Origin of the sequence: Microlunatus speluncae (assembly GCF_009299835.1) — a bacterium.
GTDB classification, from domain to species: Bacteria; Actinomycetota; Actinomycetes; order Propionibacteriales; family Propionibacteriaceae; genus Microlunatus; species Microlunatus speluncae.
On the sequence record NZ_VKCZ01000011.1, the window covers coordinates 65943 to 86591 of the forward strand.

Genomic DNA, 20649 nt, shown 5'->3' on the forward strand with positions numbered 1-20649 from the left:
CTCGACGCCTCTCAGATCGCTGCCAGCTCGGCGGCGCGGCGGGCCGCACCGTCCATGGTGTCCACCTGCTCCAGTCCGGGCAGCTTCGCCTCGGTCAGGATCGAGCGGCCCAGCTCGGCGTTGTTGCCGTCCAGCCGGACCACCAGCGGCTTGGTGACCGCCTCGCCGCGGGACTCGAGCAGTTGGAACGCCTGCACGATGCCGTTGGCGACCTCGTCGCAGGCGGTGATGCCGCCGAAGACGTTGACGAACACGCTCTTCACCTGCACGTCGCCGAGGATGATCTCCAGACCGGAGGCCATCACCTCGGCGTTGGCGCCGCCGCCGATGTCGAGGAAGTTGGCCGGCTTGGGCGCTCCGGCGAACTCCTCACCGGCGTACGCCACCACGTCGAGGGTGCTCATCACCAGGCCGGCCCCGTTGCCGATGATGCCGACGGAGCCGTCCAGCTTGACGTAGTTGAGGTCCTTGGCCTTCGCCGCCGCCTCCAGCGGATCCTCCGCCGACTTGTCCGCCAGCGCGGCGTGATCGGGGTGCCGGAACGCCGCGTTGTCGTCCAGGGTCACCTTGCCGTCCAACGCGATGATCTTGCCGTCGCCGGTCTTCACCAGCGGGTTGACCTCGACCAGGGTCGTGTCCTCCGCGCCGTACACCTGGCCCAGCAGCTGCAGCACCCGGGCGATCTCGGCCCGGTCGGCCTCGTCGAAGCCCGCGGCGGCGACGATCTCGTCGGCCTTGGCCTGGTCGATGCCCACGTTCGGGTCGACCGGGATCCGGGCCAGGGCCTCGGGCCGCTCGACGGCCAGCGTCTCGATGTCGACGCCACCCTCCTTCGAGCACATGGCCAGGTATTGCCGGTTGGCCCGGTCCAGCAGCAGAGAGAAGTAGTACTCCTCGGCGATGTCGGCGCCCTCGGCGATCATCACCGTCCGCACCGTGTGGCCCTTGATGTCCATGCCGAGGATCTCCGCGGCGCGGGCCTCGGCCTCCTCCGGGCTCTTGGCGATCTTGACCCCGCCGGCCTTGCCTCGCCCGCCCGTCTTCACCTGCGCCTTGATCACGACGACCGGCGTACCCAGCTGCTCCGCTGCGGCCCTCGCTTCCGCCGGTGTCGTCGCGGTGATCCCGCGCAGGACCGGGACCCCATGCGCCTCGAAAACATCGCGCGCCTGGTATTCGTACAGATCCACGACGGCTCCATCCAGATTCGTTGTGCCCATTGCTGTAGTGATGCGATCCGGAGCCTAACGTCTCCCGGCGCCGGTCCTCGCAAGGCCCTCAGGTCCGGGCCGAGCCTGGCTCAGGGGCCGCCGGGACCGATGTTGCCGCGAACCCAGTCGACGATCTCGGCCATCGACGCGCCGGGGGTGAAGATCCGGGCCACCCCCAACTCGGCCAGCGACTCGCGATCCGCCTCCGGGATGATCCCGCCGCCGAACACCACGATGTCGGCCGCGTCGGCCTCGCGGAGCAGCTCGATCACCCGGGCGAACAGCGTCAGATGAGCACCGGACAGGACGGACAGCCCGATCCCGTCCGCATCCTCGGCGATGGCCGTCTGCACGATCTGTTCCGGGCTCTGGTGCAGGCCGGTGTAGATGACTTCCATGCCCGCGTCGCGCAGGGCCCGGGCGACCACCTTGACGCCTCGATCGTGACCATCCAGGCCGGGCTTGGCGACCACGATGCGCAACCGGCCGGATCCGCTCGGCGCCGCTGCCGTACCCGGTGATTCCGATGGAACGGTATTCACCAGCGCAGATTACTACTCGACGAACCGCCCGACGGGCATTACGACAATTACGAACACCTGTTCGAAATAGCGACCATCCGCATTCCCCGATGGAGTCGAGAAATCCGCCGTGTCACGACCGGCGCCGGACCCGATCAGAACCCGGTTTCCCATCCTGCGAGACGGGATTTTTCCGCCCAACGCCGCCTGCCACTAGGCTCAGCGACCGGCCGCAGGGCCGCGACACGAACTGCAAAATCACCTCGGGGTTTGTGGTCGAGTTATCTTTCCGTTATCTTCTTCCAGGTGGCCGCTCAGCCACCTGGAGTGAGTCGCGGCAGGGACATGCGGGGTCACCTACCCCAGACGAGAAGGGACGGACGTTGACGGTTGAGAAGCAACAACCGGGCGACGTTCGCCACACTGGAATGAACGAGGAGAACCGTAGGTGATTCCCGAACCGCTCCGGCGGAAGTCCCGCCGGGCGTTGTCTTCCATCGAGCCCCAGGAACGACGCGGATGGCTCACTCATGGCATCGCGGCACTGACCGTCTCCGCCCTTGGCCTCGCCGTCGCGGGATCGGTCGCGCTGAACACCTCGGCCGCCGAGTCGGGTGGTGCACCGGTGATCGCCGCCCGTTCGACCGTGTCGCAGAGCCAGAACAGCCAGGTCGCCGTGCCCGGGATGCCGCAGGTGCAGTCCAAGGGCGAGGCATCCTCCTTCGACCGGCGTAACTCCGAGGCGCAGGATCCGTCCCGCAGCCAGGACCGCGCGCTGCAGGCGAAGGAGCGCAGTGCCAGCCGCGAGGAGTCGCTGGCCCGGGATGCCGAGGCCGCCCTCAAGGCCGCGTACGAAGAGACCATGAAGCGCCGCACCAAGGATCTCGACGAGGCCGAGAAGGAAAGCTACGAGAACGCCGCCCGGATCGCCCGCGAGCGGGCCGAGTCCGCCGCGCGCCGCGCGGCCGAGCAGCGGGACCAGAACGAGGACGCCCCCAGCAGCTCCGACGACGGCAGCGTCGACGACAGCGACAACGCCGGGCCCCCGGTCGGTGGCGGCGGCTCCGCCTCCCCGGTTCCGGGCGCCGTGGTCGGTGCCTACTTCGGTCAGACCGGACTGTGGGCCCGCTATCACACCGGCCTGGACTTCCGCGCCGGCTCCGGTACGCCGATCAAGGCCGTGAAGGCCGGCACCGTGCTGCACGCCGGTTACGGCGGCAACGCCGGCAGCTGGGCCGGCAACTACGTCGCGATCAAGCACGCCGACGGCAACACCACCTTGTACGCGCACATGTCGAGCAATTCGGTCAGCCCCGGCCAGCAGGTCCCGGCGGGCAAGGTCATCGGCCACGTCGGCTCCACCGGCCGCGCCTTCGGCGCCCACCTGCACTTCGAGCTCTACAAGGGTGGGGCCCGATACGGGGATGTCTACAGCGCCTCGAACCCGCAGCCCTGGCTGAACGCGATCGGCGTGAACACCAACTGATTCCTTCTTGATCGAAGGCCCGGCCCCATTCTTTCGGTGCCGGGCTTTCGTCGTATCTCTGGGTGATTTGGCTTGGTGCCGCGGTGGGGTCTGGGGGTCTGTGCGCGGGCAACCATCCGCCCGCGGGCCTGTGTGGGTGCCGCTGCCGCGGTACTGGTGTCCGCGGGCTCCCGCCAGGCCCGTCCACGCCCGCGCACAGACCCCCAGACCCCACCGCTTCCTTTGGCAGCGCCGCATTTTTTTACCGCCACAGCCGAGCGGAACCCTGGTCGCTGCAACTGCCAAACCGAGCGCTGATGCCTCACGCGGCACCGCCGCAGTGGATCTCCTGTGCCGAGTTGTCAGAACTCAGTTGTGTCATGGCACAACTCAGTTCTGACAAGTCGGCGAAGATGATCACGATCACTCGCCCACCGGCTCCAATCCCACCTGGGGGTGCGCCGTTATCCACAACCCCTTCCCGAGTTGTCAGAACTCAGTTGCCCTATGGCACAACTCACTTCTGACAACTCGGTGATGGTGGGGGCGTTATCCACAGACCTGAGACACCCTTCACCGTCGTGGTCAGGTTCGCGCTCGGCTCAGCGGGTGGAGGCGGGCCAGATCGGCGCTCGGCTTGGGCAAACCCCCTTCCGGCTGCCAAAGGGAGCGGTGACTGTTGGGGGTCTGTGCGCGGGCGTGGACGGGCCTGGCGGGAGCCCGCGGACACCAGTACCGCGGCAGCGGCACGCCTACTGACCCGCGGGCGGATGGTTGCCCGCGCACAGACCCCCAACAGTCATCGCGGGATTCAACCGATCAGATCTTCTGCAGCGGCGCGTACTTCAGGGCCAGGCGCTTCAACCCGGCCGACCCGAAATCCACATCCGCTTTGGCGTTGTCGTCCGCGCCCGAGGTGGCCACGACCTTGCCCAGGCCGAAGGTCGGGTGCAGCACCTTGTCGCCCGCGGTCAGGGAGGGGATCTCGCGTTCGGTGGGGCGGGGGCGGTTCGGTTGGGAGTTCCAGGAGGACTGGCGGCCGCCGGGCTGGCGGGAAGTGGCCGAGGTGTTGCGCCAGGAGGTGAGGGCGCTCTCGGTCCGCCGCCAGTCGATCAGCCGGTCCGGGATCTCACCGAGGAACCGGCTCGGCGGGTTGTGCTGCGGCGCTCCCCAGGCGGCGCGGACGGCGGCGCGGCTGAGATAGAGCCGCTTCCGGGCCCGGGTCAGACCGACGTAGGCCAGTCGCCGCTCCTCGGCCAGCTCGCCGCCGTCGGCCAGGGCTCGCTGGTGCGGGAAGACGCCGTCCTCACAGCCGGTCAGGAAGACGGTGTCGAACTCGAGCCCCTTCGCGGTGTGCAGGGTCATCAGCGTGACCACGCCGGCGTCGTCGGCCTCCGTGCTCGGGATCTGGTCGGAGTCGGCGACCAGCGCCACTCGTTCCAGGAAGGCGCCGAGAGTCGGGTCCGGCTCCGGAGCGCCCGCGTTGAGCGCCTCGCCCGAGGCGATCGTGGGATCCAGTTCCAGTTCCCCGAGCTGGCCGAGATCGAGATCAGCCAGCGCGGCGCCGGGCTCCAGCTCAGCCTCGACCCCGACGGTGCCGGCGACGAACTCGCGGGCTACCGCGACCAGCTCGACCAGGTTTTCCATTCTGGTCTCGTCCTGCGGGTCGGTGGAGCCCTGCAGCTCGGCCAGATAGCCGGATCCGGTCAGCACGCTGGTCAGGATCTGGTCGGCCGGCAGCGCCTCGGCCACCATCCGTTCATGATCATCGAGGAAGTCGACGAACAGCTTCAGCTGCTTGGCCGACCGGGTCGCCAGCCCCTGGATCTCCTCGACCCGCCGCAGCGCCTCGCCGAAGGAGATCCGCTTCTCCCGGGCCAACTCCTCGACCGCCGACTCGGCCCGGTCCCCGATGCCCCGCCGCGGCACGTTGAGGATCCGTCGCACTGATACGTCGTCGTCGCGGTTGTTGATCGCCCGCAGGTACGCGATCGCGTCGCGCACCTCGCGCCGCTCGTAGAACCGGACCCCGCCGACCACCTTGTACGGCAGCCCGACCCGGATGAACACCTCTTCGAAGGCACGGGACTGAGCGTTGGTGCGATAGAAGACGGCGCAGTCGGCGTACCGGCTCTTGCCGTCGTCGCTGAGCTGGTCGATCTCTCCGGCGACGAACTGGGCCTCGTCGTGTTCGGAGTCCGCTACGTATCCGACGATCAGGTCGCCGTCACCCTGGTCGGTCCACAGCCGCTTCTCCGGCCGGCCCTCGTTCTTGGTGATCACCGAGTTCGCGGCGTTCAAGATCGTCTGGGTGGACCGGTAGTTCTGGTCCAGGACGACCGTACTGGCGCCGGCGAAGTCGGACTCGAAGTCCAGGATGTTGCGGATCGTCGCGCCGCGGAACGCATAGATCGACTGGTCGGAGTCGCCGACCACCATCAGCTCCGGCGGGTCGGCCTCGCGCTGCTCGGGCCGGCCGTCCAGCTGCGCCAACTCGGAGCCGCACAACTCCCGGATCAAGGCGTATTGAGCATGGTTGGTGTCCTGATACTCGTCCACCATCACGTGCCGGAACCGCCGGCGGTACTGCTCCCGTACCTCCGGGAACGCCTGGAACAGATGCACCGTGGTCATGATCAGATCGTCGAAGTCGAGCGCGTTCGCCGCGACCAGCCGCCGCTGATATTCCTGATAGGCCTCGAGAAAGCGCTCGTCGTCCGGACCCTTGACCCGCTCTCGGGCCGACTCGTGATCAACCAGGTCGTTCTTGCAGTCGGAGACCCAGTTCATGATCGACCGGACTCCGAACCGCTTCGGGTCAAGATCAAGATCGCGCGCGACCAGCTGCATCAGCCGCTTCTGGTCGGCGTCGTCGTAGATCGAGAAGGTGCGGTTCATGCCGAACCGGCCGATCTCGGCCCGGAGGATCCGGACGCAGGCCGAGTGGAAGGTGGAGACCCACATCAGCTTGGCCCGGTTGCCGACCAGGTCCATCACCCGGTGCCGCATCTCCGCGGCCGCCTTGTTGGTGAAGGTGATCGCCAGGATCGAGCCCGGATGCACCCTCCGCTCGCCCACCAGATAGGCGATCCGCCGGGTCAGCACCCGCGTCTTGCCGGAGCCGGCGCCGGCCACCACGACCACCGGGCCGCCGTCGTGCAGCACCGCCTGCCGCTGCGGCGGGTTCAGCCCGTCCAGCAACGCTTCCAGATCGAACTTCTTCCGCTTCGGTTTCGGCTCGGCGGCGGTCTCGAACAGCCCGTCCTGACCTCCGCTCATGGCGCGCGCGACCTCCTCGGCCGCCGAGGCGACGAGCTCGATGCTGGTGTCGGCTGCTGCTACCGGATGCGAGGAATTCATGACTCGAACCACCCTAATGCGTGGCGGCGACACTCCGTCAGGGCACCGAATCCGGGCGGCGACGACGCGTCCCGGGTGACGGAACGCCTGGCCACTGGGCCACCCCACTACGCTGTGCCCCATGAGGCTCGGCCGGCTGCGGATCAGCACCATCATCAAGCGGATCCTGCTGGTGATCGTCGCCATCCAGGGTGCGACCCTGCTCGGGTTGCGGATCGTCGACGTCTGGCGGAAGCGCAAGCGGGCACCGGCGGTGTTCCCGCGCCTGCCGCCGCGCTCGGTCACGGTGGGCGGCTCCGAGGTCACCGTCTATACGTACGGCGAGGATCTGTACGCCGACATGCTGGACGCGATCCGGCAGGCCAAGGAACGGATCTTCTTCGAGACCTTCATCTGGAAGTCGGACGCGGTCGGGCAGGCGTTCAAGGAGGCATTGTTCGACGCGGCCGACCGGGGCGTCGAGGTCTACATCGTCTTCGACGAGTTCGCCAACCTGGTGGTCCCGCGGCGCTTCTTCACCTTCCCCGGGCACATCCACCTGCGCCGGCACCCGCTGATCGCCAGCCCGCTGCGGTTCCCGCGCAACTCCGGCCGGGATCACCGCAAGCTGCTGGTGGTGGACAGTAAGGCCGCGTTCCTCGGCGGCTACAACATCGGCTCGCTGTACGCGACCGACTGGCGCGACACCCACGCCCGGCTGACCGGCGACATGGTCTGGGACGTGCAGAACGCGTTCATCGACTACTGGAACCTCTTCGCCGGACGCCGGCGGCCGGCGCTGCCCGACACCGGTGCGCCGATCTGGCAGCCGAACATCCGGGTGCACCGCAACATCCCGCGCAACATGGTCTACCCGATCCGCGGCATGTATCTGGAGGCGATCGACCGGGCGTCGCATCACGTCTACCTGACCCACGCCTACCTGATCCCGGACGAGGACATGCTGAACGCCCTCACCCGGGCATCCCGGCGCGGCGTCGACGTCCGGATCATCGTGCCCAAGGAGTCGAACCACATCGTCGCCGACTGGCTGTCCCGCGGCTTCTACAACCAGCTGCTCAGCTCCGGCGTCCGGCTGTTCCTCTATCAGGGCGCCATGGTGCACGCAAAGACGGCGACCATCGACGGCCAGTGGTCGACGATCGGCACCGCCAACATCGATCGGCTCAGCCTGCTCGGCAACTACGAGATCAACCTCGAGGTGTACGACCCCGGCGTGGCCCGGCAGATGGAGGAGATCTTCTCCATCGACTCGTCGAACACGATCGAGCTCACCCTGGAGTCGTGGAACCGCCGCAACCTGATGGTCAAGTTCTCCGAGGCCGTACTCTCCCCGTTCCGGCCGCTGATCTGATCCCGTTGCCGGTTCAACCTGCTGGCCCATTGATCAGCCGGGTGCCGAGCGACGTCGCCGTATAGAGGACATCTCGACCGACGCGCTGACGCCGGGCGAGGCCGGCATCACGCAGGATTCCGAGGTGGAAGGACACCGACGCCGGCGCCAGTCCGGTCAGTTCGGCCAGCCCGGCGGTCGTTCGGGGCTTGGCCAGCAGGCTGAGCAGCTGCGCTCGGCTGGTTCCGAGCAGTCTTTCACTGTGCCGCGGCGCCGTCGGGGCGGCCGACCAGAGCGTGGCCACGTTGCGAGCCGGATAGAACAGCAGCCGCGGCGCCGGACCGTCGATCGATGCCATCGGTCGATGATCAAGAAACACCGAGGGGATCAGGATCAGGCCGGTCGTCGGGTGGCTGGGCACGTTTCCCGACTCCGACGGAAGGTGCAGGGTGTGGCCGTCCCAGCGCAGCCTGCGATCGATGGAGGAGAACAGCAGCCGCGGACTGCGCGTATGCAGGGTGTGCCGCCGATGTTGGATGTCGGCGTCGAGCAGTGCCACGATCCGGGACCAATAGGGCTCGATGCCGAGTTCCCACCAGGCGTCGAGCGCGGCGATGATCTTGGTCAGTCCGGCATCGGGCTCGGCGAGGATGCGCCGGATCGTGTCGGGCAGTGGGCCGCGCGCCGACAATTCCTCGATGTTGGACCTGACCCGGTCCGGCGCCGTCTGCACGATCAAGGCTCGTTCGTCCGGCCAGGCCCGCGGCGTCGGCAGGCTCGACGGCATCACGAACTGCGGGATCCATCCGTACGGGCGGATCAGGGAATCGAGCACCGCGCGATGCTCCGCGAAGCCTCGGTCCGCGTCGGCTCGACCCACCCGTTCGATCCACCAGGTGTGCTGCGCGTGCCGCTTCGGCCAGCGCAACGCCAACCTGGACAGCAGCAACTCCCACACCGGTGAGGCCGAGAACTCCACGTCCCGGATCTGTTCTCCGGACAGCGGGAAGGAACGCACGGCCCCACGCTATCCGGCCACAATCATTCGATCCGGATCGAATCCACTGCCAGCCGAGACAGCCACTGCTGGACTGGCTCTCCCACGATTCGGGAGGTAGGTCCGATGACCGTTCCGAGCACCCTGACCCCTGTCCTCACCAGCAACTGGGGCGACGAGCAGGCGTGGCGACTGGAGTCGTATGAAGGCATCGGCGGCTATCAGGCGCTGCGCCGGGCGCTGACCCTGGAGCCGGGAGAGATCATCACGATGATCAAGGACTCTCGGCTCCGCGGCCGTAGCGGTTCGGGCTTTCCGACCGGAACGAAATGGTCGCTCCTCCCACCGGACGATCCGAGGCCGACCTACCTGATCATCAATGCCGACGAGTCCGAACCAGGCACGTGCAAGGACATCCCGTTGATGTTGGCGAGCCCGCACACTGTGCTCGAGGGAATGATCATCTCCTGCCACGCGATCAGGGCGAGGCAGGCGTTCATCTACGTCCGCGGCGAGGTGTTGCAGGTCGTCCGACGGCTGCAACAGGCCGTGCTCCACGCCTACGCCGCCGGATATCTGGGGCGAAACATCCTGAAGAGCGGCCTGGACGTCGACGTGATCGTGCACGCCGGCGCCGGCGCCTACATCTGCGGTGAGGAAACCGCCCTCCTTGACTCACTCGAGGGCCGCCGCGGCCAGCCTCGACTCCGACCACCGTATCCCGCAATCGCCGGGCTGTACGCCTCGCCGACAGTGATCAACAACGTCGAGACCATCGCCTCCGTGCCGACCATCGTGAGCCGCGGGCCGGCCTGGTTCGCCGCCCTGGGCACGGAACGTTCGCCGGGGATGGGCATCTATTCGCTGTCCGGACACGTCACTCACCCCGGCCAGTTCGAAGCCCCACTGGGCATCACCCTGCGCCGACTGATCGAGCTGGCCGGCGGCGTGCGCCACGGTCACCGGCTGAAGTTCTGGACGCCGGGCGGGTCATCGACTCCGATGCTGACCGACCAGCACCTCGACACACCGCTGGACTTCGAGTCCGTGGCCGCGGTCGGGTCGACGCTCGGCACCAGGGCTTTGCAGATCTTCGACGAGACCACTTCGGTCGTCAGAGTGGTCAAGCGGTGGGCCGAGTTCTACCGCCACGAGTCCTGTGGCAAGTGCACGCCGTGCCGCGAGGGCACCTGGTGGTTGGTCCAGATCCTCACCCGACTGGAGGCCGGCCGGGGTCAGGCGGGTGACGTCGACAAACTCCTCGACCTCTGCGACAACATCCTCGGCCGCTCCCTCTGCGCTCTGGGTGACGGGGCCACCTCGCCGATCACGTCGGCCATCGTGCACTTCCGCGACGAGTTCGAAGCGGGCCTGCACACGCCCGCCTGGGACCTGTTCCCTTACCAGCGGAGCACGGCGTGGGCTAGTGGCAGCTGAACCCGACCGGTCCGGATGACGTGTCGCAATCTCACTGCTGGCTGGCCGCTAACGGCCGTTTCCACGTGGCAACACCCAGCGCGAAGAGAGATCGCGACGAGTCCCGGCGGACCGTCGCGGGCGAGGGTCAGCCGGCGTCGTAGCCGGGGACGAAGATCAGCCGGCGGTCGAGGGCGGAGGGGCTCAGGGCGAGGGCTTCGGCGTAGTCGTCCGAGGAGTACCACTGCCGCAGGCCGTCCAGGCTGGGGAACTCGACCACGACGACGCGACGTCCGTCGTCCCACTCGCCCTCCGGGACGATCGGGTCCGCGCCCCGGACGAGGTAGCGTCCGCCGTGTCGCGCGATCGACGCCGCGGCCAGCGCCCGATAGCGCTCGGCCGCGGCGGGATCGATGATCTTGACCTCGGAGATCGCGTAGCCCTTCATGATCACGACGCTAACGCATCCGCCGCGGCATGATCAGCGGCGCTTGGCGCTGAACGCCGCCGCGCTGTGGGTCGGCGAGGAGGACCGGTTCGAGGACGACGGCGAGCGGCGCCGGGATCGGGATCCGGAGCCTGTTCGGTTGCCCGACTTGGACTCCCGATCCGCGGTCGCGGTCGCGGCCGAGGCGCCGTTCGCGACCGGTGCACCGTTGGCCGCCGAATTGCCACGACCCCGGCCCGATCCGCGGCGACGACCACGACCACCACCGCCGCCGGCATCGGCCGTCCGCGGCGCGCCCGCACGCGGGGAGCCGGATCGTCCACCACCGCGCGCCGGTCGGCCCGTCGATTCGGGCTGCGGTGCCGGCGGAGTGACCTCGACCCGCACCCGCGGTCCGGGGGCGAGCTCGCTGAGCACCGCGTGCTGAGTGGAGCTGATCTTGGTGGTGGTCGGCGAGATGCCGGCCGCCTTGGTCAACTGCCGTACCTCCTGCGCCTGATCCGGCGTCGCCAGCGTGATCACCGAGCCGGAGTTGCCGGCGCGGGCGGTGCGACCGGAGCGGTGCAGGTAGGCCTTGGGATCGACCGGCGGATCGGCGTGGATGACCAGGGCCACGTCGTCGACATGGATGCCGCGGGCGGCGATGTCGGTGGCCACCAGGGTCGAGGCCTGGCCGCTGTGGAAGGCGTCCAGGTTGCGCGTCCGCGCGTTCTGGTTGAGGTTGCCGTGCAACTCGACGGCCGGAACGCCGTTCCGGTTGAGCTGGCGGGCGAGGCCCCGGGCGCCGTGCTTGGTCCGGGTGAAGACGACGGTCCGTCCCGGCGCGCTGGTCAGGTCGACCAGGATCGGCAGCCGGTTCTCCCGGGCGATCTGCAGGACGTGGTGCGACATGGTGCTCACCGGCGACTGGGCCGAGTCGGCCTGGTGCACCTGCGGCTTGACCAGGAACTGCTTCACCAGGGCATCGACGGCCCGGTCCAGGGTGGCGGAGAACAGCATCCGCTGGCCGCCTGCCGGAGTCCGGGCGAGGAGCCGGCGGACGGCGGGCAGGAAGCCGAGATCGGCCATGTGATCGGCCTCGTCGAGCACCGAGATCTCGATGTCGGCGAGCGAGCAGTGGCCCTGGTCGATCAGGTCCTCCAGCCGGCCGGGGCAGGCGACGATGATGTCGGCACCGCGGCGGATCGCGGCGACCTGCGCGCCCTGGCCGACGCCGCCGAAAACGGTACGCGAGGTGAGCCGCGCCGCCTTCGCCAGCGGCTGCAGCGCGGTGTCGATCTGCGCGACCAGTTCACGGGTCGGCGCCAGGATCATCGCGCGCGGCGCGCCGGGCCGGGTCCGCTTGGACCCGGTCAGCCGGGCGACCAGCGGCAGCAGGAACGCCAGCGTCTTGCCCGAGCCGGTCCGGCCGCGGCCGAGCAGGTCCCGGCCGGCGAACGCGTCGGGCAGGGTCGCCTGCTGAATGGGAGTAGGAGTTTCGAATCCGAGTTCGCTGAGAACGTCGGCCAGGCGTGCGGGCACGCCGAGGTCGGTGAAAGAAGTCAAAGAAGCTGCACTATCTGTGAGATCGTCCCGCCGACAACCGGAGCCGGATGGATCCGGCAGGTTACGCACGGAGCAGATGCCACTTGCTACGACGCGCGGTCAACCCGCGGCAGGAACTCGACGAGTTGAGACTCCAGCATACCGATCGCCCCTGGGCCGCGCCCAATCGGGTGCCGCGTCGGGCCGAGGAGAGGATCAGACCCAGGCGTCGGGATTGTCGACCAGGTGCGCGACGGGGCGGGGCAACCGGGCCTTCGCCACGTGGTCCAGCGTGACCTGCTCCAGGATCGCCCGCTCCGAGGCCCGAAGCGCGATCCACACCTTCTGCAGGGTGACCGCGGCGCCGACGTACTCGAGCTGTTCCGGTCGGCTGCCGCGGATGTTCGCCAGTTCGCCGTCCAGCGCCCTGATCACGTCGGCGATGCTGATCTCGCCCGCCGGCCGGGCCAGTCGGTAGCCGCCGTCCGGGCCGCGCTGACTGCGCAGCAGGCCGCCGCGCCGCAGCTCGCCGAGGATGCTCTCCAAATACTTCGCCGGGATCTGTTGCGCGGCCGCCAGCTGATCGACGGTGCGTGGCTCTCCCGCCGCCGCCAGCTCTGCTGCGGCGCGGAGCGCGTAATCCACTCGGGCAGACAGTCTCATCGTGCCGCTGACCTTACTGCCAGATGACCGCGACTGCAGACTCCGCGAGGGACATCAGGAGGAGAATTCCCCACAAACCCCGCGGAATGGTGGTGAACTTCCTGTTCTTGGCCAGCAAGATCAACTGCAGCACCATGATCACCGCGACGACGGCGGGCTGGACGTAGGAGGTCGAAGGCTCCGCGTACGGCGGCAGGCCGACGATCCGCCAGACCGACAGGCCGACCGAGCCGACCAGTTGGACCCAGCCACCGGCCAGCATCGCCTCGTTCACCTCGGGATCGCGGACCTTGACCTGGGCCAGAATCCCACCACAGGTGGCAGCGAACCCGAGCAGCGTGATCAACAGCAGGATCTGATGCGCGAGCTGCATGCCGTCGAGCTTAGTGTTGCTGGTCACGCCTCAGGTCCAGAAACACCACGGCGGTCCTGGTCTTCCCTGGTTTCCGGCGACCGCTCCCCTGAATTCGGTCCGGAGCGCTGGGATCGACCGGGGGGCGGCAGTAGCGTCGCCGCCATGAGCTTCTTCTCCTACATCATCGTCGGCCTGGTCATGGGCACGCTGGCCAAGGCGATCCTTCCCGGCCGGGTGAACGGCGGCTGGATCAGCACGCTGGTCGTCGGCGTCGTCGGGGCGATCGTCGGTGGGTTCATCGGCGACATGATCTTCAATCGCGGGCTGAGCGGCTTCTTCTCGCTCTGGACCTGGGTGCTGGCCCTCGCCGGCAGCCTCGTCGTACTGGCCCTCTACGGCGTCATCAAGGGCCGCAAGTCCTCGGCCCGCAGCTGACCTCTCCACCGCGGAGACAGCGAAAACCCGGCCGGTGATCACCGGTCGGGTTTCGCATGCCACCGTCAACGTGAAAACCGCAGGGGTCAGACCAGTCGGCGGTCGGTGGCCCAGCGGGTCAGCTGGTGCCGGTTGGAGAGCTGGAGCTTGCGCAGCACGCTGCTGACGTGGGTCTCGACGGTCTTGATCGAGATGAACAGCTCCTTCGCGACCTCCTTGTACGCATAGCCGCGGGCGATCAGGCGCAGCACCTCGCGCTCCCGCTGGGAGAGCCGGTCGAGGTCCTCGTCCACGCTGGCGATGTCGATCGCGCCGGAGAAGGCGTCCAGCACGAAGCCGGCCAGGCGTGGCGAAAACACGGCGTCGCCGTCGGCCACCCGGCGGATCGCGTCGATCAGCTCATTGCCGGCGATCGACTTGGTGACGTAGCCGCGGGCGCCGGCTCGGATCACGCCGATCACGTCCTCGGCGGCGTCGGAGACCGAGAGGGCGAGGAACTTCTGTTCCGGGTTCTTCTCGTGCACCTTGCGCAGGACCTCGATCCCGCCGCCGCCGGGCAGGTGGACGTCGAGCAGGACCACGTCGGGCTGAGTGGCCAGCACAACCTTGATCGCGGTGTCGGCGTCGGCCGCCTCACCGATGACGTCGACGGCGCGGCCGATCTCGGCCTTGACGCCGGTCCGGAACATGGCGTGATCATCGACCACGACGACCCGATGCCGTCCCGTCGACTGCGCGCCGGCCGGTTGCGACCCGGCTGCCTGACCAGGGGTCGGTGAACCGGCTGCGGGGCCGGCGGATCGGGGCTGCGGCGGGATGTTGGGCGGTTGCGTCATGGCTTTCCTTCGGTGATCATGAATCGTTGTTGATCTTGAGCCGGACCTCGGTGCCGTCCTCGGGATCGCTGCGGATCTCGGCGCTGCCACCGTGGCGTTGCATGCGGTCGATGATGCTGTGTCGTACTCCCATCCGGTCCGATCCCACGCTAGCCGGGTCGAAACCCTGCCCGCGGTCGCGGACGAACACCTCGAGCTCGTTGTCGAACACCTCGGCGTAGACGTCGATCTTGTCCGCCCCGGAATGCTTGGCGGCGTTGACCATCGCCTCCCGGGCCGCGGCGACGATGGCCTGGACGGCCTCACCGGGCCGGCTGTCGCCGACCGTGACCAGCTCGATCGGGATCCCGCGGTCGTCCTCGACGTCACCGGCGGCCGCTGTCAGCGCGGCCTTGAAGGTCACCTGCTCGGTCTGCTCGTCGTACAGCCAGCCCCGGAGCTCGCGCTCCTGCCGGCGGGCCAGCCGCTGCACCACCTTCGGATCGTCGGACTGCCGCTGGATCAGCGCCAGCGTCTGCAGCACCGAGTCGTGCAGGTGCGCCGCCATGTCGGCCCGGGTCTCGGCCCGGACCTTCTCCGCCCGGGCCTCGTTCAGCTCGGCCCGGGACCGGTGCAGCCAGGGCGCCAGCACGATCGCCAGCACCGCCAGCGCGAGCATCGTCATCGCCAGCACCTGTGGCAGCAGCTCGACGCTGCCCGCCTGGGCCAGCAGCAGCGCCCCGGCGCCGGCGACCAGGGTCAGCCCGACGATCACCGAGACCACCGTGACGGTGCGGCCGCGGGCGATCGACGCCGCGGTCCGCGGCCGGGCCGACAACTCGGCCAGCGCCTGCCGCTGCCGGCTGACGTCGGCCTGCCGCCAGACCAGCGCGACCCCGGCGCAGGCGAGCAGGATCGGCCAGAAGATCTGCTGGCTCATCCCGAGGCCGCTGATCTGGATCATCCAGAGCAGCCCGACCCCGAGCGCGAGCAGGGCGAAAATCCCGCCCCAGTCGGAGCGGCGGTGCAGCGACGCCGTGTCCCGCATCCCGCTGCGCGCGGCGGACTCCAGCCCGGGCGCGGCGCGGATCGGCTCCGGCGGCAGCAGCAGCCACAGCAGACCGTAGATCACGACGCCGACGAACTGGATGCACATCAGCACCACGAAGCCGACCCGGAGCACCATCACCGGCCAGCCGAGGTGCCGGGCCAGGCCGGCGCAGACCCCGCCGAGCATCGCCGTCTCCGCGGTCCGCATCGCTCGGGGCCGGTCCGGCTCGGCTTCGGGGTTCGGCTTCGCGGTGGGCGCCGAGCCGACGGGGGCCGCCGGAGTCACAGCCGGTACGGCAGCGGCGGCCGGCGGGGTCGGGAGATCCGGGCGGGTGGGCTGCTCCGGTGGGGTCGGGAGCTGGGACGGGCCGAGCAGACTCGGTGGGGTGATGAGGTTCAGCGGCGGTGCCGGGCTCGCGGCCGAGGCCGATCGTTCCGGGCCGCTGGTGGAAGCCTGGTCCGCGTCGGCCGCGACGTCGAGCCGGGATCCGTCCGCGCCCGGATCACCCGGAGCGGGCCTCGACCGCGGTTCGGTGGCTGACATGGGCTCCTTGGCCGTCGCTTTCGGTCCCCGCAGTGCCGCGCCGGCCCGTGGCCGTGCCCGGCTGGCAGCGGGGCGCCGGTGCCGGGACTGTTCTTCGGCCATTAAACCGCGCGAGCGGTAATCGAGCGAGGATGATTGGGGCTGGTCCGGTCGATTTGGGGGTGGTCCCGGATGGTCTCCGCCGCCGGGCCGGGAAGGATAGGCGCATGGCATCGATCTGGACGATCCGCCGCAGCACGGCCGACCGCAAGCTGACCGGCCTCTGCGGTGGCATCGCCGCGCACTGGGGCATCGACCCGCTGCTGGTCCGGATCGGCGGGGTCGTGCTCGCGGTCAGCGGCGGCATCGGCCTGGTCCTCTACCTGGCCGGCTGGCTGTTCATCCCCGAGCAGGGAACGGACCGGTCCAAGCTGGAGGAGTTGATCGGGCCCCGGATGCACAAGGTGCCGCGCGGAGCCTGGATCGTCATCGTGGTCGTCGCCTGCCTGATCGCCACCGGGATCCTCGGCTCGCTGCTGCCGTTCGGCCTCGGCCCGGCGCTGATCCTGGCCGGGATCTGGTATTTCGGCTACTACCGCAGCCGGGGTTCCCGCCCGTCGTCCCAGCCGTCCCCGCCGGAGCCGAACCACCAGGCCCCGCCCACCGTCGGCCCCGCCCCGCACGGCACGGCCCCGTACGGTACGCCCCCGGACAGCCCGTTCGCGCAGGCCGCCGAGGCCTGGCGGCGTCGGGTCGCGGAGGCGTCGACCGGCACCGAGGAGTCGGCCGCCGCTCCGCCGGTGGATCGTCAGCCTCCGGCCGCGCAGCCGCCGGCCCAACCGCCGTACACCTGGACCGCACCGAACGCGCCGAACGCGCCGCGGGCGGCCGAGCCGTCCGGCCCGGTCGGCCCGCCGAATCCGGCCACCGGCACCGAGTTCACTCAGCCGCCCTGGGCCGCAGCCCGGGCCGAGGAGGACCGCCGGGCCAGGGCCGATTACTTCAGCAACCCCGACCCGATCGGCCTCTACCGGCCGGAGCCGGCCGTGCCCGTCCCGGTCGCGCCGCCGCGGCCCGGCGACCGGCCGTCGGCCCGCCGGCTTCGGCTGGTCGGCCTGGTCGCGCTCGGGCTGGTGCTGGCCGGACTGGGCACCGCCGACGCGCTGGGCGCCCCGATCACCGCGACGATCTACGTCGGCGTCGCCCTGCTGGTGGTCGGCCTGACCCTGGTCGCCGGCACCTGGCTCGGCCGGGCCCGCGGGGTGCTGCCGATCGGCATTCTGCTGGCGATCGCCCTGGCCTGCGTGACCGCGGCGGGCCAGGCCGACCAGGTGCGGGACCTGGCCCGGGACACGCGGGTCTACAACTCCGCCGCCGAGCTGCCGACCGAACCGATCACCAAGGACTTCGGCGGGCTCGAGCTCGACCTCAGCCAGGTCGAGTTGAAGCGGGACACGACGTTGACCGCGAACGTCGAGTTCGGCGCGCTGCGGGTCAAGGTGCCCGATGACGTGAACCTGAACGTCCGCTACCGGATCGACAACGGCAGCGCGCGGGTGCTGGATCGGCGCGAGCAGTCCGGCTCGGACCTCGGCGACATCCTGCAGATCGAGAGCCGCCCCGACGCGCCGACGCTGACCCTCCATCTCACGATCGATCAGGGCACGTTGGAGGTGACACGATGAAGCGGGTTGATGTGGTCTCGCTCATCTCGGGGCTGTTGCTCAGTACGATCGCTGTCTTCGCACTGTGGACTGCGATCGCAGGGCGGATCGAATGGAGCGTACTGCGGGTGGCCGGACCGTTGACCCTGGTTGTGGTCGGCGTTCTCGGTCTTGCCCTCTCTCGGGGCAAGGAATAGATCTAAGAACATGGATCGTCGACCAGAACTAAGGAGCACACGATGAGCAACCAGTACCCGCCACCGAAGCGATTTCTGAGAAGTACGAACAACAAGGTGCTGGCCGGCGTCTGTGGCGGGGTCGGTGAATACCTCAACATGGACGTCACCCTGGTCCGGGTGCTCTGGGTCGTGCTCACCCTGGTGACCGGCGGTGGGATCGGCGTGATCCTGTACATCGTGTTGGCCCTGGCGTTGCAGGAGAACACGACGCCGAGTGGCTATCCGCCGGTGAGCGGGCCGCAGCCGCAGGATCAGGGGTACGCGCCGTACCAGGCCCCGCAGCAGCAGCAGTCCGCCGATCCGGTCTGGGGCAGCAGCGGTGCGCCGTGGGAGCAGCAGCCGCAGCAGCAGTCCGGCTTCCCGCAGGGTGGCCCCGGCACCCCGCCGCCGGCCCAGCCGTTCCCGCCGTCGTCCTTCCCCGAGCCCGGCCCGTTCCCGGAGCCGACGCCGACCCCGGCGCCCGATCCGTTCCCGGCGCCGTCGGATGCACCGGCTCAGCCCGACGCGCCGGCCCAGCCCGATGCTCCGGCCCAAGCCGACGCCCCGGCCCAGCCCGACGCCCCGGCCGAAGCCGAGCCCGCCTCGGCCGACGCGCCGGCTCCGTGGGACACCCCGGCTCCGGACGACGCACCGGCCGAGACCGCGCCGGCCGAATCGGACTCGTCCTTCGGCGGCGCGACCGGTGCGGAGTCGACCGACTCCAACTCCGGCGGCGACTCCGGCGCGAGTGACAGTGACTCCAGCTCCGACAGCGGCTCCGGCTCGGACAGCGGATCCGGTAGCTCGGACAGCGGATCCGGCTCGAGCAATAGCTAGGCCGTACGCAGCAATCGCGACGCCCCACCTTCGGAATCGGAGGTGGGGCGTTGTGCTGTGTCCTCCCGCCGGGACGACCCCCGCGACCGGTCAGGCCAGCGCGCCGGCCAGGGACCGTCCGACGGTCCGGCCGCTGAACAGACAGCCGCCGAGGAAGGTGCCCTCCAGGGCCCGGTAGCCGTGCATCCCGCCGCCGCCGAAGCCGGCCGCCTCGCCGACCGCGTACACCCCGGGCAGCGGTTCACCGCCGGGCCGCAGCACCCGGCCGTCCAGGTCGGTCTCCAGGCCGCCCAGGGTCTTCCGGGTCAGGATGTGCAGCCGGACGGCGACCAGGGGGCCGCCGGTGCCGGCCCGTCCCGGATGCTTCTTGTCCAGCAGCGTGTGCGGCGGGGCGACCCGCATCAAGCGGTCGACGACGAAGCGGCGGGCGGCGGCGATCGCGGTGACCTGCGGGTCCTTGCCCAGCCCGCTGCCGATCTGAAGATCATGCAGCTCGATCGTCTGCTGCAGCCCCTCCGGATCGATCCGCGGCCGGCCGGCCAGCTGGTTCATCTTGGCGGCCAGCTCGGTCACCGTCTGCGCGGAGAGGAAGTCGACTCCATGATCAAGGAACGACTGCACCTCGGGCGTCGGGCCGGGGGCGACCCGGCCGGCGAGCAGCCGCAGGTTCTTGCCGGTGAGGTCGGCGTTCTGCTCCGACCCGGACAGCGCGAACTCCTTGCCCACCGTCTCGACATCGGTGACGAACCAGGAGTAGTCGTACCCGCCGGTGGTGATCTTTTGCAGTGCTCCGAGCGCGTCGAAGCCGGGGAACAGCGGCGCCGGCAGCCGGCGGCCTTCCGCGTCCAGCCACAGCGATGACGGGCCGGGCAGGATCCGGATTCCGTGCTTGGTCCAGATCGGCGAGTGGTTGACGATCCCTTCCGGGTAGTGCCACATCCGGTCGGGATTGATCACCCGGCCGCCGGCCGCCTCGGCGACGCCGAGCATCGAGCCGTCGACGAAATCCGGTACGCCGATGATCATGGACTCCGGCGGTTCGCCGCCCCAGTGCCGCGGCCAGTTCTTGCGCACCAGCTCGAGGTTGCCGCCGATCCCGCCGGCCGCGATCACCACCGCCTGCGCGGTGAAGGAGAACTCACCGATCTCGGTCCGGTCGGTCTTCACCCCGCGCGGCGCGTCGGTCGGCGCCAGCACCGAGCCGGTCACCGTCGCCCCGGTGGCGTCCGCGGTCAGGCCGGTCACCCGGTGCCGGTTCCGCAGCCGGACCTGGGGCGAGGCCAGCACCTGGTTGGCGAACGGTTCGACGATCCCCGGCCCGGTGCCCCAGGTGACATGGAACCGCGGCACCGAGTTGCCGTGGCCCGGCGTGGTGTAGCCGCCGCGTTCGGCCCACTGCACCAGCGGGAACCAGCGCACACCGAGCTGATGCAGCCAGCTGCGCGCGTCACCGGAGGCGAAGTGGACGAACGACTCGGCCCACTTGCGCGGCCAGAAGTCTTCGGTCCGGTCGAAGTGGGCCGAGCCGTACCAGTCGGCCAGGGCCAGTTCCTCGCAGTCCTTGACCCCCAGCCGTCGCTGCTCCGGGGTGTCGACCAGGAACAGCCCGCCGAACGACCAGTGCGCCTGGCCACCGAGCGACTGGATCGGTTCGGCGTCCAGCAGCAGTACGGACTTGCCGGCTTCGGCGAGTTCCGCGGTCGCGACCAGGCCGGACAGGCCGGCGCCGACGACGATCACATCAGCGTCCATGACTGCATGCTGCCAGACTTCCCGGGTCCGAGCTCCGTTCCCTGACCCGTGGCTGCCGTTCG

At 69.5% G+C, this 20649-nt stretch carries 18 protein-coding genes; 7 read left to right on the plus strand and 11 right to left on the minus strand.

The genetic code is table 11. The features are described 5' to 3' along the window. Positions 1 to 11 precede the first annotated feature (11 nt). On the minus strand, positions 12 to 1190 hold the full coding sequence (sucC, locus tag FNH24_RS14740) for an ADP-forming succinate--CoA ligase subunit beta (protein WP_152362959.1): 1179 nt from the start codon (positions 1188 to 1190) through the stop codon (positions 12 to 14). 110 nt (positions 1191 to 1300) lie between these two features. Continuing rightward, the gene (locus FNH24_RS14745; protein WP_246186902.1) at positions 1301 to 1753 is read right to left on the minus strand and encodes a cobalamin B12-binding domain-containing protein; all 453 of its coding nucleotides are present in this window, start codon (positions 1751 to 1753) and stop codon (positions 1301 to 1303) included. A gap of 427 nt (positions 1754 to 2180) precedes the next feature. On the opposite strand from FNH24_RS14745, the gene FNH24_RS14750 reads away from it, so the two are divergent. Beyond that, on the plus strand, positions 2181 to 3218 hold the full coding sequence (locus tag FNH24_RS14750; RefSeq protein ID WP_152362960.1) for a M23 family metallopeptidase: 1038 nt from the start codon (positions 2181 to 2183) through the stop codon (positions 3216 to 3218). A 798-nt stretch (positions 3219 to 4016) separates the two neighbouring features. Here the strand turns inward: FNH24_RS14750 and FNH24_RS14755 are convergent. Beyond that, the gene (locus tag FNH24_RS14755; protein WP_425486894.1) at positions 4017 to 6557 is read right to left on the minus strand and encodes a UvrD-helicase domain-containing protein; all 2541 of its coding nucleotides are present in this window, start codon (positions 6555 to 6557) and stop codon (positions 4017 to 4019) included. A 121-nt stretch (positions 6558 to 6678) separates the two neighbouring features. Here FNH24_RS14755 and FNH24_RS14760 point away from each other — a divergent pair, with 121 nt between their 5' ends. Next, complete coding sequence (locus FNH24_RS14760) at positions 6679 to 7911, plus strand: phospholipase D-like domain-containing protein (protein WP_152362961.1); 1233 nt, start codon at positions 6679 to 6681, stop codon at positions 7909 to 7911. A 13-nt stretch (positions 7912 to 7924) separates the two neighbouring features. Here FNH24_RS14760 and FNH24_RS14765 read toward each other — a convergent pair whose 3' ends face one another. Then, positions 7925 to 8908, minus strand: a complete 984-nt coding sequence (locus FNH24_RS14765) for an ArsR/SmtB family transcription factor (RefSeq protein ID WP_152362962.1) — start codon at positions 8906 to 8908, stop codon at positions 7925 to 7927. A gap of 105 nt (positions 8909 to 9013) precedes the next feature. Here FNH24_RS14765 and nuoF point away from each other — a divergent pair, with 105 nt between their 5' ends. After that, complete coding sequence (gene nuoF, locus FNH24_RS14770) at positions 9014 to 10324, plus strand: NADH-quinone oxidoreductase subunit NuoF (protein WP_152362963.1); 1311 nt, start codon at positions 9014 to 9016, stop codon at positions 10322 to 10324. A gap of 127 nt (positions 10325 to 10451) precedes the next feature. On the opposite strand, the gene FNH24_RS14775 is transcribed toward nuoF, so the two are convergent. The 4 genes from FNH24_RS14775 to FNH24_RS14790 all read right to left on the minus strand — a co-directional run bounded on the left by FNH24_RS14775 (position 10452) and on the right by FNH24_RS14790 (position 13338). Continuing rightward, complete coding sequence (locus tag FNH24_RS14775; protein ID WP_152362964.1) at positions 10452 to 10751, minus strand: DUF1330 domain-containing protein; 300 nt, start codon at positions 10749 to 10751, stop codon at positions 10452 to 10454. Positions 10752 to 10784: 33 nt separating this feature from the next. Beyond that, a complete protein-coding gene (locus FNH24_RS14780; protein WP_246186903.1) occupies positions 10785 to 12272 on the minus strand; it encodes a DEAD/DEAH box helicase in 1488 nt (495 codons plus the stop codon). Positions 12273 to 12491: 219 nt separating this feature from the next. Further along, positions 12492 to 12938, minus strand: coding sequence for an RrF2 family transcriptional regulator (locus tag FNH24_RS14785; protein WP_152362966.1), 447 nt, complete (start codon positions 12936 to 12938; stop codon positions 12492 to 12494). Positions 12939 to 12951: 13 nt separating this feature from the next. Continuing rightward, positions 12952 to 13338, minus strand: a complete 387-nt coding sequence (locus FNH24_RS14790) for a hypothetical protein (protein WP_152362967.1) — start codon at positions 13336 to 13338, stop codon at positions 12952 to 12954. Between the two features lie 117 nt (positions 13339 to 13455). On the opposite strand from FNH24_RS14790, the gene FNH24_RS14795 reads away from it, so the two are divergent. Further along, positions 13456 to 13728: a GlsB/YeaQ/YmgE family stress response membrane protein gene (locus tag FNH24_RS14795; RefSeq protein ID WP_152362968.1), complete on the plus strand. Its 273-nt coding sequence runs from the start codon at positions 13456 to 13458 to the stop codon at positions 13726 to 13728. A gap of 86 nt (positions 13729 to 13814) precedes the next feature. Here FNH24_RS14795 and FNH24_RS14800 read toward each other — a convergent pair whose 3' ends face one another. Together FNH24_RS14800 and FNH24_RS14805 are read right to left on the minus strand one after the other, a co-directional pair. After that, complete coding sequence (locus FNH24_RS14800) at positions 13815 to 14564, minus strand: response regulator (RefSeq protein WP_152362969.1); 750 nt, start codon at positions 14562 to 14564, stop codon at positions 13815 to 13817. Positions 14565 to 14580: 16 nt separating this feature from the next. Then, complete coding sequence (locus FNH24_RS14805; RefSeq protein WP_246186904.1) at positions 14581 to 16137, minus strand: ATP-binding protein; 1557 nt, start codon at positions 16135 to 16137, stop codon at positions 14581 to 14583. 206 nt (positions 16138 to 16343) lie between these two features. Here FNH24_RS14805 and FNH24_RS14810 point away from each other — a divergent pair, with 206 nt between their 5' ends. Genes FNH24_RS14810 through FNH24_RS32455 form a run of 3 tightly spaced genes read left to right on the plus strand, consistent with a single transcriptional unit; the run spans position 16344 to position 18835 of the window. Beyond that, the gene (locus tag FNH24_RS14810; RefSeq protein WP_161606140.1) at positions 16344 to 17801 is read left to right on the plus strand and encodes a PspC domain-containing protein; all 1458 of its coding nucleotides are present in this window, start codon (positions 16344 to 16346) and stop codon (positions 17799 to 17801) included. Further along, on the plus strand, positions 17798 to 17977 hold the full coding sequence (locus tag FNH24_RS14815) for a hypothetical protein (RefSeq protein WP_152362971.1): 180 nt from the start codon (positions 17798 to 17800) through the stop codon (positions 17975 to 17977). The genes FNH24_RS14810 and FNH24_RS14815 overlap by 4 nt, the downstream gene beginning before the upstream one ends. 42 nt (positions 17978 to 18019) lie before the next feature. Next, positions 18020 to 18835, plus strand: coding sequence for a PspC domain-containing protein (locus FNH24_RS32455; RefSeq protein WP_152362972.1), 816 nt, complete (start codon positions 18020 to 18022; stop codon positions 18833 to 18835). A gap of 90 nt (positions 18836 to 18925) precedes the next feature. Here FNH24_RS32455 and FNH24_RS14825 read toward each other — a convergent pair whose 3' ends face one another. Next, complete coding sequence (locus tag FNH24_RS14825) at positions 18926 to 20587, minus strand: FAD-binding dehydrogenase (protein WP_152362973.1); 1662 nt, start codon at positions 20585 to 20587, stop codon at positions 18926 to 18928. Between the last annotated feature and the right edge of the window lie 62 nt (positions 20588 to 20649).

Bases quoted from the DNA above. Each gene is read 5' to 3' on its own strand.
- FNH24_RS14760 (WP_152362961.1), top strand. From the start codon at position 6,679: ATGAGGCTCGGCCGGCTGCGGATCAGCACCATCATCAAGCGGATCCTG.
- FNH24_RS14805 (WP_246186904.1), bottom strand. From the start codon at position 16,137: ATGTCAGCCACCGAACCGCGGTCGAGGCCCGCTCCGGGTGATCCGGGC.
- nuoF (WP_152362963.1), top strand. From the start codon at position 9,014: ATGACCGTTCCGAGCACCCTGACCCCTGTCCTCACCAGCAACTGGGGC.
- FNH24_RS14815 (WP_152362971.1), top strand. From the start codon at position 17,798: ATGAAGCGGGTTGATGTGGTCTCGCTCATCTCGGGGCTGTTGCTCAGT.
- FNH24_RS14755 (WP_425486894.1), bottom strand. From the start codon at position 6,557: ATGAATTCCTCGCATCCGGTAGCAGCAGCCGACACCAGCATCGAGCTC.
- FNH24_RS14800 (WP_152362969.1), bottom strand. From the start codon at position 14,564: ATGACGCAACCGCCCAACATCCCGCCGCAGCCCCGATCCGCCGGCCCC.
- FNH24_RS14785 (WP_152362966.1), bottom strand. From the start codon at position 12,938: ATGAGACTGTCTGCCCGAGTGGATTACGCGCTCCGCGCCGCAGCAGAG.
- FNH24_RS14825 (WP_152362973.1), bottom strand. From the start codon at position 20,587: ATGGACGCTGATGTGATCGTCGTCGGCGCCGGCCTGTCCGGCCTGGTC.
- FNH24_RS14775 (WP_152362964.1), bottom strand. From the start codon at position 10,751: ATGAAGGGCTACGCGATCTCCGAGGTCAAGATCATCGATCCCGCCGCG.
- FNH24_RS14810 (WP_161606140.1), top strand. From the start codon at position 16,344: ATGGCATCGATCTGGACGATCCGCCGCAGCACGGCCGACCGCAAGCTG.
- FNH24_RS14795 (WP_152362968.1), top strand. From the start codon at position 13,456: ATGAGCTTCTTCTCCTACATCATCGTCGGCCTGGTCATGGGCACGCTG.
- FNH24_RS32455 (WP_152362972.1), top strand. From the start codon at position 18,020: ATGAGCAACCAGTACCCGCCACCGAAGCGATTTCTGAGAAGTACGAAC.